The organism is Acetobacter sp. KSO5 (genome assembly GCF_044094635.1).
Taxonomy (GTDB): domain Bacteria; phylum Pseudomonadota; class Alphaproteobacteria; order Acetobacterales; family Acetobacteraceae; genus Acetobacter; species Acetobacter cerevisiae.
Window position 1 is genome coordinate 870,401 of record NZ_CP172014.1, and the last position, 15,263, is coordinate 885,663.

The following is a 15,263-nucleotide window of genomic DNA, read 5'->3' on the forward strand; positions in this document are numbered from 1 at the left end:
CAGGTGAATGACAAGGATATACAAGGCGTATCTCACGCCGGTATCTGTTGCAGGGGTTCTCTTTTTTTCAGCGCATGCATGGGCGTCCTCGTCTGATACGCTGCATGACGAGAACAGGAAGTCCTCTAAGCGCGAGAACAAACGCCATAAAACGGAAGCTGCGGCCGTCACACCGGCCACGCGCGTTGGCAGTGTAGATGCGACGGATGAAGAACGCCTGATCGTAACCGGTCATGGCTTTAACACCATGCATGATTCCGTCGGACTTTCCCGTATGCCGCAGGACGTGATGCATACGCCTCAGAACATCAACGTTGTGCCGCAGGCGCTTATGCGCCAGCAAAATGTGAAGTCTCTGGATGAAGCGTTGCGGAATGTTCCCGGTGTGACGTCCTCCATCGGGGAGGGCGCGGGCGGCATGAACGGAGACCAGTTCCTGATCCGGGGCTTTCAGGCTCAGAATGATATCTATGAGGACGGACTAAGGGATTTTGGGGTTTATTCCCGTGACTCTTTCAATTTTGATTCTGTGTCCGTCATCAAGGGCCCGTCCTCGGAAGTGTTCGGGAATGGCACCACCGGGGGCGCCATTAATATGGTGACCAAGACGCCGGGTTTGCAGAACCATTATTCCTCTGAATTTACGGGCGGTTCCGGCAGCTATTATCGGGGCACGCTGGATATTAATCAGAAGCTGGACAGCTCGACCGCCTTCCGCCTGACAGGGATGGGCGATGAGCATAATGTTGTCGGGCGGGACTACATCTATTCGCATCGCTGGGGTGTAGCCCCGTCCATCGCCTTTGGTCTGGGCAAGCGTGCGACGCTGGTTCTGCAATATATGCACCAGCAGGAAAATTCCGTGCCTGATTTTGGGGTGCCGGTTGTCACAAAACCGGGTGCGTCCTACGGCATGCCTATTACGGAATATGGTGTGAAGCGGACCAACTGGTACGGCACCAATAACGACCAGAACGCCACGAACGATAATATGGAAACCGCGCGTTTCACCTATAAGGTAAACGACCATATTACCATTTATGATGATCTGCGCGGCGGCCAGTATTACCGGACCTTTGCGGCCTCCAAAGCCACGTGTGACACGACCTGCGTGAACAACTATTTCAATGGTGACCCGGCGGCGGCTCTTGTTGCGCGTTCTGGTCCGTCAGGTGCCGGGAACGGCAGCGGGCCGGGCACCTATATGGCGCCGCTGCCGTATGAGCAGAAAAGCTGGTCCGTGCAGAATGTTGCGTCCATGGTGGCCAACTTCAACACAGGTTTTCTGCGGCATCAGCTTGTGGCCGGGGTTGATATTGAGCGCGTGAATGACGTGCGCTCACAGTCCACCTATCTGAACCCCAAACCCTATGCCAGCCTCATCAATCCCAACCCGTATGTGGGGAACCTTGACCTCGTGCCGGGGGATAGCAATCCGGCTGGTCTGGTGTCTCTGGGCAGCCTCCATGCCAAATCTCATAGCAGCGGCTACGGGTTTGATACCGGCCTGTTTCTGTTTGACCAGATCTGGCTGACAAACTGGCTTTCCGTCAAAGGCGGGTTCCGCTGGGACCGCTGGCAGACAAGCTACAATCTGACGGGGGGCGATGTTGCGAAAAACCCTGATAGCCACTTCCATGATGTCAGCGGTGTGTTCAACCCCAATGTCAGCCTTGTGGCAACGCCGGATGAACATCAGACCTACTACTTCACATGGGCCAGTTCCACCACGCCGATGGGGATGTATGTCACCAACGGGTCTGTGCCGATCCGCCCCGGCACAAACTCCTTCGCCAGCCCGGAAAAATCTCAGCTTTACGAACTTGGGGCCAAATACAGCCTGTTCCATGACCGGATTGGCGCGACGGCCTCTGTATTCCGGCTGGATAAAGGCAACACGATGAATGCCGACCCGGTGACGGGGGAAGTGCAGGGCTCATCTGACCGTCAGCGCAATCAGGGACTGGAATTGTCCGTGGGTGGCATCATTTTGCCGGGCTGGAATATTACGGCCACCTACGCCCTGTATGACAGTGACACGACCTATTCCGCCACCAAAGCCAACCGTGGCAAGAATGTTCAGTATGTGCCGCATAATCAGGCCACGCTGTGGTCGGTCTATAATGCGTTTGCCCACACGCCGTATAATATCTCGTTTGGGGGTGGTGTCACGTGGCGTCAGCATGTCTGGCTTAATACGGCCAACACACTGCGTGCCCCCGCCAATCTGGACTTCAGCGCGGTGATTTCTCACCGTTTCGACAGGCACTGGAAAGTGTCTATGAACGGCTACAACCTTGCTAACCGTCTGAACTATCAGAGCCTGTTTTCCAACCGTGCAACGCCCTCTGCGGGGAGAATGTTCCTGGGTGAAGTCAGCTTTACCTACTGAGGTTTTTTACAGAGCGGGTTTGTCGGGCTGAGGTCCGGCAGGCCCGTGTGGTAACAGGAATACCGCATAAAAAAGGAAATGCCTTATACGGGGCATTTCCTTTTTTGCGTTCTTAGTGACAGCCGCCGCCCTTGCTGCTGTCACAATTCTTGCAACTCCCGCAGCCGGTGCGGAGGCCGCCGGGGGTTGCCAGCCGTTCGGCGCGGGCGCGCAGGCCGGTCAGATGTTGGGTGTTACGCAGCAGGCCCGCAAGCGTGCGCCAGAAGGGCACAAGGGTTGCCGGAGCCAGCTTTTGCAGCCAGTAGGCCGCGCAGAAAACGACGATCAGAGCAACGAGGATAATCTGTGTCACAGGTGTCCTCCTGTTATCAGCCGTGGGCGTTAGCCGGTGAAGAAGCGGGTGATGTGGTAGGTCAGGAAAGAGGCCAGATAGGCCAGCCCGAAGAGGTAAGCCACAGAGACCCAGACCAGACGCCAGGACCCGGTTTCCCGCCGGATGACCGCAAGGGTTGAGAAGCACTGCGGCGCATACACATACCATGCCAGCAAAGAGAATGCCGTTGCAAGGCTCCAGTGGGCCGAGAGCAGGGGGGCAAGCTGGGTTGCGGCATCGCCTTCAGACGCGCCAACGGAATAGACCGTCGCCAGACCGCTCACAGCCACTTCTCGCGCCGCCAGACCGGGGATAAGGGCCACGCAAATCTGCCAGTTGAAGCCGATAAAGGCGAAGAGCGGCAGCATGAGGTGGCCAATGCGGCCTGCCAGACTCCAGTCAATGGCCGGGCCAACGGCACCGGCAGGCGGGGCGGGGAAGCTGGAGAGCGCCCACATGATGACGCTGAGCGTGACGATGATGGTGCCCACGCGGGAGAGGAAAATGCGGGCCCGCTGCCAGAGTTCAATACACAGGCTTTGCAGGCCGGGCACGCGGTAGCTGGGCAGTTCCATCAGCAGCGGGTGCTCTGCCGTGTCCCGCTTTTTGAGAACGCGGGCGACCACCAGCGCGCTCAGCACACCGGCGGCATAGAGCGCGAACAGCACCAGCCCATGCAGGTTGAACAGCCCCAGCACCGTGCGGGAGGGCACAAAGGCTGCAATCAGCAACGCATAGACCGGCAGGCGGGCTGAACACGTCATCAGCGGGGCAATGAGGATGGTCACCATCCGGTCCCGCGGGTTCTGAATGGTGCGGGTGGACATGATGCCCGGCACCGCACAGGCAAAGCTGGAGAGCAGCGGGATGAAGGAGCGGCCGCTCAGCCCGGCAGAGGCCATCAGCTTATCCAGCATGAAGGCCGCGCGGGGCAGGTAGCCGGATTCTTCCAGTGCCAGAATCCACAGGAACAGGATGAGGATTTGCGGCAGGAAGACAATCACCGTGCCCGCCCCGGCAATAATGCCTTCCACAAGCAGGCTGCGCAGAATGCCTTCGGGTAGCAGCGTGCCGACAAATTCGCCCAGCTGGTCCATGCCGTTTTGCAGCAGGTCCATGAAAGGCTGGGCCCATGAGAACACCGCCTGAAACATAATGAACAGCAGCACGAGCAGGATGAGCATGCCCCAGACGGGGTGCAGCACCCAGCGGTCCAGCCGGGCATCAAACTGCGGGTGGCGGGTGGAGGTGCGGCGGACGCACAGGGCCATCAGGCGGCGGATTTCGGTGTGCAGATCCGTGCCCTCGGGCAGCGGGGCCGGAGGAGGGGGCACGGGTTCGTCCAGTGCCTGCACAATGCTGGCGGCCCCGCCACGTTTGACGCCAATGGCGGTAACGACGGGCACGCCCAGTTCCGCCTGCAGGCGCGGCACATCAATTTCCAGCCCCTGCTTCCGCACCGCGTCAATCATATTGAGCACGATCATCATGGGGCGGCCAAGCTGGCGCAGTTCCAGCGCAAAGCGCAGATGCAGGCGGAGGTTGGTGGCGGCCAGAACGCTGATCAGCAGGTCGGGCGCGGGCTCACCTTTATAGACACCCCGGCAGACATCGCGGGTGACGGCCTCATCCGGGCTGGTGGCGTTCAGGCTATAGGTGCCCGGCAGATCCAGAATTTGTACGGGGCGGCCTGCGGGTGTGGTCAGGCGGCCGGCCTTGCGCTCCACCGTGACGCCCGCATAGTTCGCCACTTTCTGGCGGCTGCCGGTCAGCTGATTGAAAAGGGCTGTCTTGCCGCAGTTGGGGTTACCAACCAGCGCGACGCGCAGGGGCAGGGTGCTGGTCATGCCTCCTCCGTCTGGGCGGGGGGCGCTGTGTGCAGGGCCGGGTCCAGTGCGTTGAGGGTCTCTGCGGAGTCCTGCGGGGCCTGCATCACCACGCGGGCGGCTTCCGACCGGCGGAGGGCGAAGCGGGTAAAGCCGATTTCCACCGCCATCGGGTCTCCCCCAAAGGGGCCGAAGGCGACAACTTTCACAGGCTCACCGGGAACAAAGCCAAATTCCTCCAGCCGCCGGGCAATGGGGTCTGCCGGGGTTGCGGGCGCGACGTGGTCGATAATGCCCTGACACTCAAGGGGAAGCTCGTTCAGGCGCACGGTTGCGTTGTCCTGCTGTGGCGGGTGGGACGTGTGGTGTTGAGAGTGATCCTTAATTCCATTTATGCCCGCTGTCCAATATCACACCCCTGTGATGAAGGGGGTAAAAACCCTCTGCCAGCAGGGCGTGGAGGGGATATGGCGCAGAAGAGTTGCGGACCTTGTGAGGATTTTACGTGCAATATTCCGCGCTGGAGATTATCAACAGGCCAGCGAAATTATAGACCGCGACCAACCGCCCCGACAAAGAGACAGTCGGCGGCGGCATAGCGTGTAGGGAAAATCAGGCCTTTTTCATGGATATCCGCAATATCGCCATCATTGCTCACGTCGATCATGGCAAGACGACTCTCGTTGATGAACTGCTGAAACAGTCTGGCTCGTTCCATGAGCATCAGCACGTTGCTGAACGCGCCATGGACAGCAATGATCTGGAACGTGAGCGTGGTATTACCATTCTTGCCAAGTGCACGTCCGTTGTCTGGAAAGACACGCGCATCAACATCATCGACACCCCCGGACACGCCGACTTCGGCGGGGAAGTGGAACGTATTCTGAGCATGGTGGACGGCGCTGTGGTGCTGGTTGACTCTGCTGAGGGCGCGCTGCCGCAGACCAAGTTTGTGGTTGGCAAGGCTCTGGCCCGTGGCCTGAAGCCGATTGTTGTGGTCAACAAGATTGACCGTGGCGATGCCCGTCCGGACGAAGTGCACAACGAAGTGTTCGATCTGTTCGCTGCCCTCGGTGCGAATGACGAACAGCTCGACTTCCCGATGCTGTATGCCTCTGGCCGTCAGGGCTGGGCCGATGTTGAGCTGGAAGGTCCGCGTAAAGACCTCAGCCCGATGTTCGACCTGATCCTCAAGCACGTTCCGGCTCCGGTGCTGGACAAGGAAAAGCCGTTCGCCATGACGGCCACCATCCTTGAGAACGACAACTTCCTGGGCCGCGTGCTCACGGGCCGCGTCGAACAGGGCCGTGCACGCGTTAACATGCCGGTTAAGGTTCTGCGCGCTGATGGCTCCGTTGTGGAAACGGGTCGTCTGACCAAGCTGCTGTCCTTCCGTGGTCTGGACCGCGTGGGCGTTGAGGAAGTGGAAGCCGGTGACATTGTTGCCGTTGCTGGTCTGTCCGAAGCCACCATTCCTGACACGATTGCTGCCCCGGAAGTGGCCGAGCCGCTGCACGCTATTCCGGTTGACCCGCCGACGCTGTCCATGACGTTCCGCCTGAACGATGGCCCGATGGGTGGCCGTGAAGGCAAGAAGGTGACGTCTCGCCAGATTCGTGACCGTCTGTTCAAGGAAACGGAAAGCAACATCGCCATCCGCGTGACAGACAGCCCGGAAAGCGAAGCGTTTGAAGTGGCTGGCCGTGGTGAACTTCAGCTGGGCGTGCTGATTGAAACCATGCGCCGTGAAGGCTTTGAGCTGACCATTGGTCGTCCCCGCGTGCTGTATCGCACCAACGAGGAAACCGGTGAGCGCGAAGAGCCGTTCGAAGAAGTCACCATTGACGTGGACGAACCCTATTCCGGCGTGGTCGTGGAGAAGATGTCTCTGCGTAAAGGCCAGATGCAGGACATGCGTCCCTCCGGTGGCGACAAGGTGCGTCTGACCTTCATCATCCCGTCTCGCGGGCTGATCGGCTATCATGGTGAATTCCTGACCGACACGCGCGGCACGGGCATCATGAACCGTCTGTTCCACGGCTATCAGCCCTATGCCGGCACCATTGAAGGCCGCCGTAACGGATCCCTGATTTCCGCAGAAGACGGCAGCACCACGACGTACTCCCTGTTCTCTCTGCAGGACCGTGGCACGCTGTTCGTGGATGCTGGCGAAAAAGTCTATGTCGGCATGATCATTGGTGAGCATTCCCGCGAAAACGATCTGGAAGTGAACGGTGTTCGCGAAAAGAAGCTGACCAACATGCGTGCGTCCGGTAAGGACGACGCCCTGTTCCTGACGCCGCCGCGCCGGATGTCTCTGGAGCAGGCGATTGCCTACATTGAAGACGATGAGCTGGTGGAAGTGACCCCGTCTGCCATCCGTCTGCGTAAGCGTTACCTTGACCCCAATGAACGCAAGAAGCGCGAACGCTCAGGCAACAAAGACTGACCCTTCCGCGTTTTACGTAAGATGTGCATCCCTGCCATGCCGGTCTGCCCGTAAAGGGTGTGCGGGCAGGGATGCATTCCCTTCACGCCTTAAAATCATTGTGGCGAGATGAAGGTTTCCGGGTGTCACACCCACGGCAACCTACTGGTCTATCTGAATTTTAATCCGAGACGTGAAGAAGCTGTCATGCTATCCAAGCTGCCAGCCAGACGGATGCAGCTCGTCATACGGACTTCTGGCGTACTGGTCGGGACCCCTGACGTCTCAGATATTTTTGGAGACATGATTATGATTTCTCGTCGCCTTCTCGCAGCTCTGTCCACCGTCGCTCTGATGGGCTTCGCTGCTCCGTCCTTCGCTCAGGAAGCTCCTGCTGCTCCTGCTCCTGCCGCACCGGCTGCTGAAGCTCCTGCTGCTCCTTCCGCTGACTCCGCTGCTCCTGCAGCCGCACCGGAAGCTGCTAAAGAAGAAGGCACCAAGAAAAAAGGCAAGAAGAAGCACCACCACGGTAAGCACCATGGCAAGAAGAGCAAGAAAGCTGCTTCTTCTGACGCATCTTCTTCCGACACGTCTGCTCAGTAATCAGAGCGGAACACGGATAAGCGATACGGGGCCTTCGGGCCTTGTGTCCTGCAAAAAGGGCCGGGGGATTGTTCCTCCGGCCCTTTTTGTTTGGCATATCTTCGTCACCAGAGGGTTATCGTCCCAGTCTGCATACTGACGCCATAGTGTTTTCAGACGAGCAGAAAATGAAGATGCGGCAGGCAGTTTAGCGTTGTCGCATGAGGGAGCGCGATTCGTGCTCAGGCAAGCTGAGCGTGTTCCTCGACAGGCGTCTGCTGGAGGGATGGCATCTGCCAGTGACCCTGATCAATCTTGACGATTTCCTGATCAATCTCAGCGACGACCTGCCGTGCAAACGGCCCGAGATGCAGGTAGAGCGCACTTGTCATGACTACATACGGCAAGGCTTTGGGGTTATGCAGGGCGCAATCCACCAGCATGCGCCAGAATTGCCCCGCCGTTCCCGGCCCGGCCCGATGAATGCGAAACAGCAGTCGGACGAAACTGCGAAGATCTCCCTTAATCATCCGATGAGCCCGCTTGCGTTTGAGCATACGCCCCAGCCGACGTACGCGGCCAAAATAGGCGGTCGGCTCATAGATTGTCCTGAGGACTGCCCTGTAATCGTCAAGCACATCCCGGCGGGGGCGGTTGGTCTCAAAATTCAGTCCGGCGGTGCACTGGTCGCCTGATTGCGTTTGCCCGTCGTCAGAGAAGAGGCGTCCTTCAGCCAGCAGTCGGCGTGTGAGCTGGGTGGTGGGCAGGGCATAAAGCAGGCCGACCATGCAGACAGGGATTGCCGTATCTTCGATACAGGCGATCATACCCGGAGCGACACTGCCCTTCTCGCTATCAAAACCGACAATGAAGCCGGCATTCACAAAAATTCCGGCTCCATGAATGGTCTCGATGCTTTGCTGCAAACTCCGGCGCGTATTCTGCTTTTTCTGCGTCATGATCAGCGTGTCTGTGTCCGGACTTTCAATGCCGACAAACACGGCAAAAAAGTTGCTCTCGGCAAGGTCACGCAGCAGCTCGGCATCATCGGCAAGATTGATTGATGCTTCGGTCGAAAACTCGAACGGGAAGCGTTTTTCGTCCTGCCAGCGCTTCAGATCTGGCAGAAATTTCCTCAGCGCTTTTTTGTTGCCAATCAGGTTATCGTCAACAAAATCCACATGGCCGCGATAGCCGAGGGCATAGAGCGCATCCAGCTCAGCCATGACCTGTTCGGTTGTCTTGGTGCGGGGGACGCGGCCATACAGCTCGATGATATCGCAGAATTCACAACTGAACGGGCACCCGCGCGAGAACTGAATCCCGACATGCAGATACTGATCCATCTTCAGCAGGTCAAAACGGGGCAGAGGACTTTTCGTGACATCCGTCTTCCCCATGGGCGCTACAAAAACACCTCCCGTGGCCCCGTTCCGCCATGCAGAGATGAAATTGACCATGATTTCTTCAGCTTCACCGAGAACCTGAAAATGCGCGGCCTTATAGATGTCGGGACTGGATGTGACATCAGGACCACCGACCACCACCGGCTTGCCGCTTGTGCGGCACTTGTCGATGAGATGCAGGGCATCGTTTCTTTGCGGAAGCATGCCGCCGGTCATGACCATATCGGCCCAGGCGAAATCTTCTTCCGTCAGCTCTTCCGTGTTGCGGTTGACCAGTCTGACGTCCCAGTTCTTAGGTAACAGGGCTGCCACGGTAATCAGCCCAAGGGGGGCTGCCGGGTAGCGTGCGCCGGTCAGATCGCAGGCTTCCTTGTAGTTCCAGAACGAACCTGAGTTGAAAAGCGGGAAGATCATCAAGACCTTGCAGCTGTCGGTCATCAGGGAGAAATCCTCAGATAAAACAGCTGATTACGAACAAAGCCGGAGAATGCCTGCTTTGTTCGAAAGCGCGCCGGACCACAGACGGGCCTGGTTCAGTTTTAGGGGAACGATATGCCGGAGATGCCCGATCTTACCTGCGTTGGAGGAAGGGGCTAAACGGCTATACCCCGGAGAAAGGTCGTCCTGTGACCCTTCCTGAAAGGGGATGGTCGTTTATAAACTGAATGGCCCGGAATAGCGATAGCGTCGTGCTTTTGACCGTCGCGAGGCTGCTCCTTGTCCCGCCCGAACGGCCATAAGAGCATTTCCCCTTTACCCCCGCCGGAACCGCGCGGAAATATACGGTTCGGGTGTCCAGTTCAGATCAGCGACCCACGGCCATGTGGGCTGTCTGCGGTGATTGCCGATGTGCAGAATGTCCTGATTAATGGCGCCGGGTGAGAGTGCCATGAGGGCAGGGTTGGCCAGCACCTTCATGGTTGGATGCAGGTAGCCGCATTTCAGGACGACAATTTTGAACTGTGCCGGGTCCACGCCCATGTCACGGAACGATTCAGCGGAATGATACAGTCGTCGCCGTGCGGAGAGTGTTGCGGTAATGCCGGCAAATTCAATTACGGCCTCGCCGTCCTCCGGGCGTGTTACCGGCGTCAGGTGCTTCACCACGGCTTTCTTCACATGCACCGGGCGGCACATGAGCGGATCAAGCGTCGCGCCGATTGAAAGGGGGAGCGTGGCTCCTACACCGGCGCGGTAACAGGCGTCCGTCGCAGGGCGGTCGGTCATGCCGCCGAGCAGGACATTTTTCGTGCCGGCCTTCAGCAAGGCCTGAAGGAAAAACGTCTGGTCCGAATTGCCGCCACCGCCCGGATTATCGCCGGAATCTGAAATCACGACGGGATGCGTGGCAGAGACCATTGCGCGGGAGAGGCACTCCTCAATCGTCCCTGTCGGGCTGTCAAAATGGAAGTCATGGCGTGCATCCCAGTATCGGGCGGCCAGTTCTGTTACAATCCGCGTCTGCTCTTCAATATTCGTGCCCGTTGTCACCACAGAGGCGGCTGCCCGAGGCTCATCCCCCCACACGTAGCCAACCAACTGCGAGACATCGAGAATACCAGGCAGGCGATTATACTCGCTCAGGTCTGCCCACAGCCGTCGCCCCGGCTCCCATTCCGTGCTGCTTTGCTCTCCCGGCAGGAGGGCCGGAATACTTGCCCACACAATGCCCGGTCGCAGCCCATAGCGGAGGCAATGCGTCAGCATATCCGTGGCGCGCATCACATTTTCAACGCGGTCCACATGCGGGGCTGTGCGATACGCCGTCATGGCGTCCAGCGTATCCACCGCGCGGCGGCTCAGATTGCCATGCAGATCGTAATACGCGGAAATCAGGCAATCCGGCCCCACAACAGCGCGCGTGGCCTCGTACCAGTCACCCTCTGCGTCGTCCATGCCCTCAACGCTCAGAGCGCCATGCATCATCAGGTAAACACCGTCCAGCGGCAGGAGCTTTTTCAAACGCTCCAGATAGTCCGCCTTCAGGGTCTCATAGGTTTGCCGTTCCACCGGGCCGCCGGATGGGGCTGAGGCCGTCAGGGTTGGCAGGAAAGGGGTCTCATAGCGCTGGAGTGGCAAAGAGAGCGGCGCTTTGAACACGTCCTGCCCGCGCAGCACCGTCAGGTCCTCCATCTGTGCCCGGATGCGGCTATACGTGCTGCATTCCGAGGCAATGCCGCCCACCGCAATGCGTGGCGTCCCCCGAAAGGCCGGGACTAATCCCGCTGCTCGCGCGGCTCCTGCAAAAGTGGGTAGCCCTGCCAGAACCCCAGCCGGGATCATCTTCAGAATTAGTCTGCGCCGCACGGGAAGGCCTCCAGTTGGTATGACCGCTCAATCGTTCTTAATCTGTAACGATAAAAGTGCGGTCAATCAAACTGAGAAAGGCTGTGCGCGAAAAATCCCGTGTCTGGTTCAGCTATAGCGGCTGATGGACAGGTCCAGTGCCGGGATTTCCGGCTTGATGCCGTGGATCATATCCGCCAGCAGGCGGCCGGAACCGCAGGCCATAGTCCAGCCCAGCGTGCCGTGGCCGGTATTGAGCCACAGATTGCTAAAGCGCGGCACCGGGCCAACTACCGGCGTGCCATCCGGCGTGCAGGGGCGCAGGCCGGTCCAGTAGGTGGCGGCGGAAAGGTCACCCCCGCCGAACAGTTCCGAGAAGGACAGTTCCAGCGTTTCGCGCCGGTCCGGGCTCAGGCGCAGGTTATAGCCGGTCAGTTCTGCTGTGCCCCCCACGCGGATGCGGTTACCCAGCCGGGTGATGGCGACCTTGTAGGTCTCATCATTCACGGTGGAGAGCGGGGCGTGGCTTTCATCCGTCAGCGGCAGGGTGAGGGAGTAGCCTTTGACCGGGTAAACCGGCAGATGCACGCCCAGCGGCTTGAGCAGAAGCGGGCTGTAGCTGCCCATGGAGACCACATAGGCATCCGCCCGCAGATGGCCCTTGCTGGTGCGGATGGACATGACCTCATCCGCCGCCGCGTCCATCCCTTTAATGGTGGTGTCATATAGGAACGTCACGCCCTTTGCGGCGGCCATTTTGGCCAGACGCTGGGTGAAGATATGCGCATCCCCGGACTGGTCGCCCGGCAGATACAGGCCAGCTTTCAGCAAATCGCGCGCGTGAGACAGGCCGGGTTCATGCTCCAGAATCTGGTTCACGTTCAGCAGTTCATGCGGGATGTTGCTGTCGGAAAGCAGCTTCATGTCATGGTGGGCTTTGTCGATCTGCTTTTCCGTGCGGAAAAGCTGGATCAGCCCGCGCTGCCGGTCATCATACGTCAGGCCGGTTTCTTCCCGCAGGGCGTCCAGACAGTCGCGGCTGTATTCCGCCACGCGCAGCATGCGGCCTTTATTGATGTCATAGGCGTGCGTGTTGCAGTTTTTGAGAAGCTGTTCGATCCACCGGAACATGGCGAAGTCGATCCGCTTGCGGATCACCAGCGGGCTGTGCCGCTGCATCATCCAGCTCATGGCTTTGATCGGCAGACCGGGGGCGGCCCAGGGGGTGGAATAGCCCGGAGAAACCTGCCCGGCATTGGCAAAGGATGTCTCCAGCCCCGGTTCCGGCTGGCGGTCAACCACAGTCACTTCGTGACCCAGACTGTTGAGATACCAGGCTGACGTCACGCCGATAACGCCGGCGCCGAGAATGATGACTTTCACACTTTCATCCTTTCCGGGGATCGTAATGGAGACGATGGTAGCGGGCCCCGAGGTCCGTCAGAAGTTCGTAAGCAATGGTGTCTGCCAGATGCGCAACGTCATCAAGAGGCGCATGGGGGCCTATCAGGTCAAACACCGCTCCGGCAGGCGGCAGAGCCACACCTGCTGCGACCAGTGGAGAGAGGTCCACGGCCAGTGAGTCCATGGAGATACGCCCGATTATTGGTAATTTAATGTCAGGCCAGTCCGGGTAGATCACAAATCCTTTTTGCCCCAGCCTGCGGGGAAAGCCGTCTCCGTAGCCAATGCCCAGCAGGGCGACCGGGGTGGGCTGCCGGGCGGTAAAGGCCGCGCCATAGCCCACACTGGCCCCGGCGGGCACTTGCCGGGTCTGAATAACACGCGCCTGCAACCGGAGGGGGGCGTGCATAGGGTTGGGCTGCCCTGCAGTGGGCGCAATGCCGTACAGGGCCGCACCGGGCCGCACGAGGTCAAAATGCCACTCCGGCCCCAGAAAAATGCCGGAGGATGCGGCAAGACTAGCGGGGGCGGCGGGGAGGCGCTGCTTCAGTTTGATAAAAGCGTTGAGCTGCTGGCGGTTGAGCGGGTGGTTGGGTGTGTCGGCGCAGGCCAGATGGCTCATCACCAGCGTGACCTCAATACCCGCCAGCGCTTGTGGCTGGGGGGCAAGGTAATTCACCTCCGCCTCGGTCAGCCCGAAGCGGGACATGCCGCTATCGACCTGCAGGGCCGCGGCCAGAGGACGCCCCTGTGCATGGGCCAGTGCCTGCCATTCCTGCACCTGTTGCAGGCTGTTCAAAACGGGCAGGAGATTATGCGTCAGGCAGGCGTTAGCGGTACCGGGGGGCGGGCCATGCAGTACAAAAATGCGGCTGTCTTCCCCCACCAGCGGGCGCAGGGCGGCGCCTTCTGCCAGATGAGCGACAAAAAAGGTGCGGCACCCGGCCTCATACAAGGTCTGGCCAACTTCCTTCAGCCCCAGCCCATACGCATTGGCCTTGACCGCAGCCCCGCATTCCGCTGGGCTGACGCGTGTGCTCAGTTGCGCATAATTCTCGGCAATGGCGGCAAGATTGATAAGCAGCCGCCCGCCTTCCCAGCCGTCCCTGTCCATGGTCCGTCTCCTGCCTTCATGACGCGCGTCTTTATCATTTTTTCGCAGACGCTGGCAAAAGGCAGAGGGGGAATGGAGAGGGGAGTTGATAGGCGGCAGCGTTCAAAGCGTAGCCATCCGTCTGGAAAGAGGCGTGAGAGACCAGAACACCAGTCCGGCCACAGCACCGCTCAGCGCGCTTGTGGTCAGAGCGCGGGTCCAGTTGAGCGCCTCATGCCCCGAGGCAGAAAGAGCAAAGCTGCCGAGGGCCAGCAACACGCCAAGCAACGCCATGGTGCCGCACCCCCAGAGCATGCCGAAGAGCAGACAATGCAGAAGGCTGCGGTGGTGCGTGGCGCGATACAGGGAAAGGCAGACCCACCCCATCGGCACGCCCAGAAAGGAAAACGCCAGAAAGAACAGCCCGCTTCGGGCAAGGCAGTAGAGAATGGCGGAGGGCGGCGTGAGTGTTGTGGGGCCATGTCCCGCAGCGTGCAGGCTGACCAGCGCTGACCAGATGAGGCTGAAGATGAAGACGGCGACAAGGTAGCGGACGCTCAGCCGCATTGGAGTGTTCCTCATGTGAGAGGCCATGACGGACGATATAATTTTAAGACTCAGCAGCGTGTGAGACGTTCCCTTGGGAGAGAAATTTTAACTGGCCGACCGGAGTGGCATCGTTCACTGATGTGTCTGCTTCCTTATGCGAGGGCTTTCTGAGTGCGTACTCTTGATTTCAGTTCATGGCACAATCTTCTGGTCACCCTGATCGGGCTGTCACTCATCACGCTGCTGGGTGTTGGCATCCGGCTGCTGACAATGGTGGTGATCCAGCAGCGGCGGGAGCGGATGAACCGGCAGATCAATGAGCGGTTACGCACCCTGATTGCCGCATATCGCACGCTGGGTGGTTCCTTTACCGGAGATCTGGCGGTGGACCCCCGGCACAAGCGGGATTTACGCATGACGGCGGAAGGCGCGGTGTCGGCCGAGGGAACGGAGGGCTCTGCTGAGGCAGGCGGTGAGGTTGGGTCCGAGCGCGCCCGGCGTATTCGGGATGCCGTGGAGGCCGCGCTTTCCGACATTATCCTTCTGGGCACGGAAGAGCATGTGCGTCTGGCCGACCGGGCCGCGCGGGAACTGGTGGCCGGTCAGCCGGTCCATACGCATGATCTGGTTGTCTCCCTCCGCACCTTTATCCGCAAGGCGCTGGACCTTGAGCCTGTGCCTTCAGACCTCACGCTGCCAGCCCAAGGGCCAGCGCGTGTGCAGGCCTCCGGTGGTGGCCGCGCAAAGGATGACGGCAAGAAGGACGGCGGCGGGAAAGGCGGCGGTGGTGGTGGTGGCGGAGACGGTGGCGGCGGTCATGAAATGGGGATGATGGGGGGCGCTGGTGCGGAGCATCATGAGGTGACAATTTCATCCGGGATTTAAATCGGACAAGGGATTATCTGGTCAGAATCTTTTGAAAAT

At 59.5% G+C, this 15,263-nt stretch carries 12 protein-coding genes; 4 read left to right on the forward strand and 8 right to left on the reverse strand.

What is annotated here, in order from left to right; translation table 11 throughout:
- Positions 1-7 precede the first annotated feature (7 nt).
- On the forward strand, positions 8-2,392 hold the full coding sequence (locus tag ACHQGU_RS04000; RefSeq protein WP_395495959.1) for a TonB-dependent receptor: 2,385 nt from the start codon (positions 8-10) through the stop codon (positions 2,390-2,392).
- Between the two features lie 112 nt (positions 2,393-2,504).
- On the opposite strand, the gene ACHQGU_RS04005 is transcribed toward ACHQGU_RS04000, so the two are convergent.
- The 3 genes from ACHQGU_RS04005 to ACHQGU_RS04015 are packed head-to-tail and all read right to left on the reverse strand — an operon-like array spanning position 2,505 to position 4,920.
- The gene (locus ACHQGU_RS04005; RefSeq protein ID WP_062142566.1) at positions 2,505-2,744 is read right to left on the reverse strand and encodes a DUF6587 family protein; all 240 of its coding nucleotides are present in this window, start codon (positions 2,742-2,744) and stop codon (positions 2,505-2,507) included.
- A 29-nt stretch (positions 2,745-2,773) separates the two neighbouring features.
- Complete coding sequence (feoB, locus tag ACHQGU_RS04010; protein ID WP_395495960.1) at positions 2,774-4,612, reverse strand: ferrous iron transport protein B; 1,839 nt, start codon at positions 4,610-4,612, stop codon at positions 2,774-2,776.
- Positions 4,609-4,920, reverse strand: coding sequence for a FeoA family protein (locus ACHQGU_RS04015; protein ID WP_062142559.1), 312 nt, complete (start codon positions 4,918-4,920; stop codon positions 4,609-4,611). The genes feoB and ACHQGU_RS04015 overlap by 4 nt, the downstream gene beginning before the upstream one ends.
- A gap of 296 nt (positions 4,921-5,216) precedes the next feature.
- Between ACHQGU_RS04015 and typA the strand changes: the two genes are divergently transcribed.
- Positions 5,217-7,040 (forward strand): translational GTPase TypA, encoded by a 1,824-nt coding sequence (typA, locus tag ACHQGU_RS04020; RefSeq protein WP_062142556.1) that lies wholly within the window; start codon positions 5,217-5,219, stop codon positions 7,038-7,040.
- A 282-nt stretch (positions 7,041-7,322) separates the two neighbouring features.
- Complete coding sequence (locus tag ACHQGU_RS04025) at positions 7,323-7,622, forward strand: hypothetical protein (protein ID WP_395495961.1); 300 nt, start codon at positions 7,323-7,325, stop codon at positions 7,620-7,622.
- A gap of 221 nt (positions 7,623-7,843) precedes the next feature.
- Here the strand turns inward: ACHQGU_RS04025 and ACHQGU_RS04030 are convergent, their stop codons facing one another.
- The 5 genes from ACHQGU_RS04030 to ACHQGU_RS04050 all read right to left on the reverse strand — a co-directional run bounded on the left by ACHQGU_RS04030 (position 7,844) and on the right by ACHQGU_RS04050 (position 14,357).
- Positions 7,844-9,445, reverse strand: a complete 1,602-nt coding sequence (locus ACHQGU_RS04030) for a B12-binding domain-containing radical SAM protein (protein ID WP_395495962.1) — start codon at positions 9,443-9,445, stop codon at positions 7,844-7,846.
- A 315-nt stretch (positions 9,446-9,760) separates the two neighbouring features.
- The gene (locus ACHQGU_RS04035; RefSeq protein WP_395495963.1) at positions 9,761-11,314 is read right to left on the reverse strand and encodes a M81 family metallopeptidase; all 1,554 of its coding nucleotides are present in this window, start codon (positions 11,312-11,314) and stop codon (positions 9,761-9,763) included.
- Between the two features lie 108 nt (positions 11,315-11,422).
- Complete coding sequence (locus ACHQGU_RS04040; RefSeq protein WP_061505359.1) at positions 11,423-12,676, reverse strand: D-amino acid dehydrogenase; 1,254 nt, start codon at positions 12,674-12,676, stop codon at positions 11,423-11,425.
- A gap of 4 nt (positions 12,677-12,680) precedes the next feature.
- On the reverse strand, positions 12,681-13,811 hold the full coding sequence (gene alr, locus ACHQGU_RS04045) for an alanine racemase (RefSeq protein WP_395495964.1): 1,131 nt from the start codon (positions 13,809-13,811) through the stop codon (positions 12,681-12,683).
- A gap of 102 nt (positions 13,812-13,913) precedes the next feature.
- Positions 13,914-14,357, reverse strand: coding sequence for a hypothetical protein (locus ACHQGU_RS04050; RefSeq protein ID WP_062248605.1), 444 nt, complete (start codon positions 14,355-14,357; stop codon positions 13,914-13,916).
- A gap of 153 nt (positions 14,358-14,510) precedes the next feature.
- Here ACHQGU_RS04050 and ACHQGU_RS04055 point away from each other — a divergent pair, with 153 nt between their 5' ends.
- Positions 14,511-15,224 (forward strand): hypothetical protein, encoded by a 714-nt coding sequence (locus tag ACHQGU_RS04055; protein ID WP_156470094.1) that lies wholly within the window; start codon positions 14,511-14,513, stop codon positions 15,222-15,224.
- Positions 15,225-15,263 lie beyond the last annotated feature (39 nt).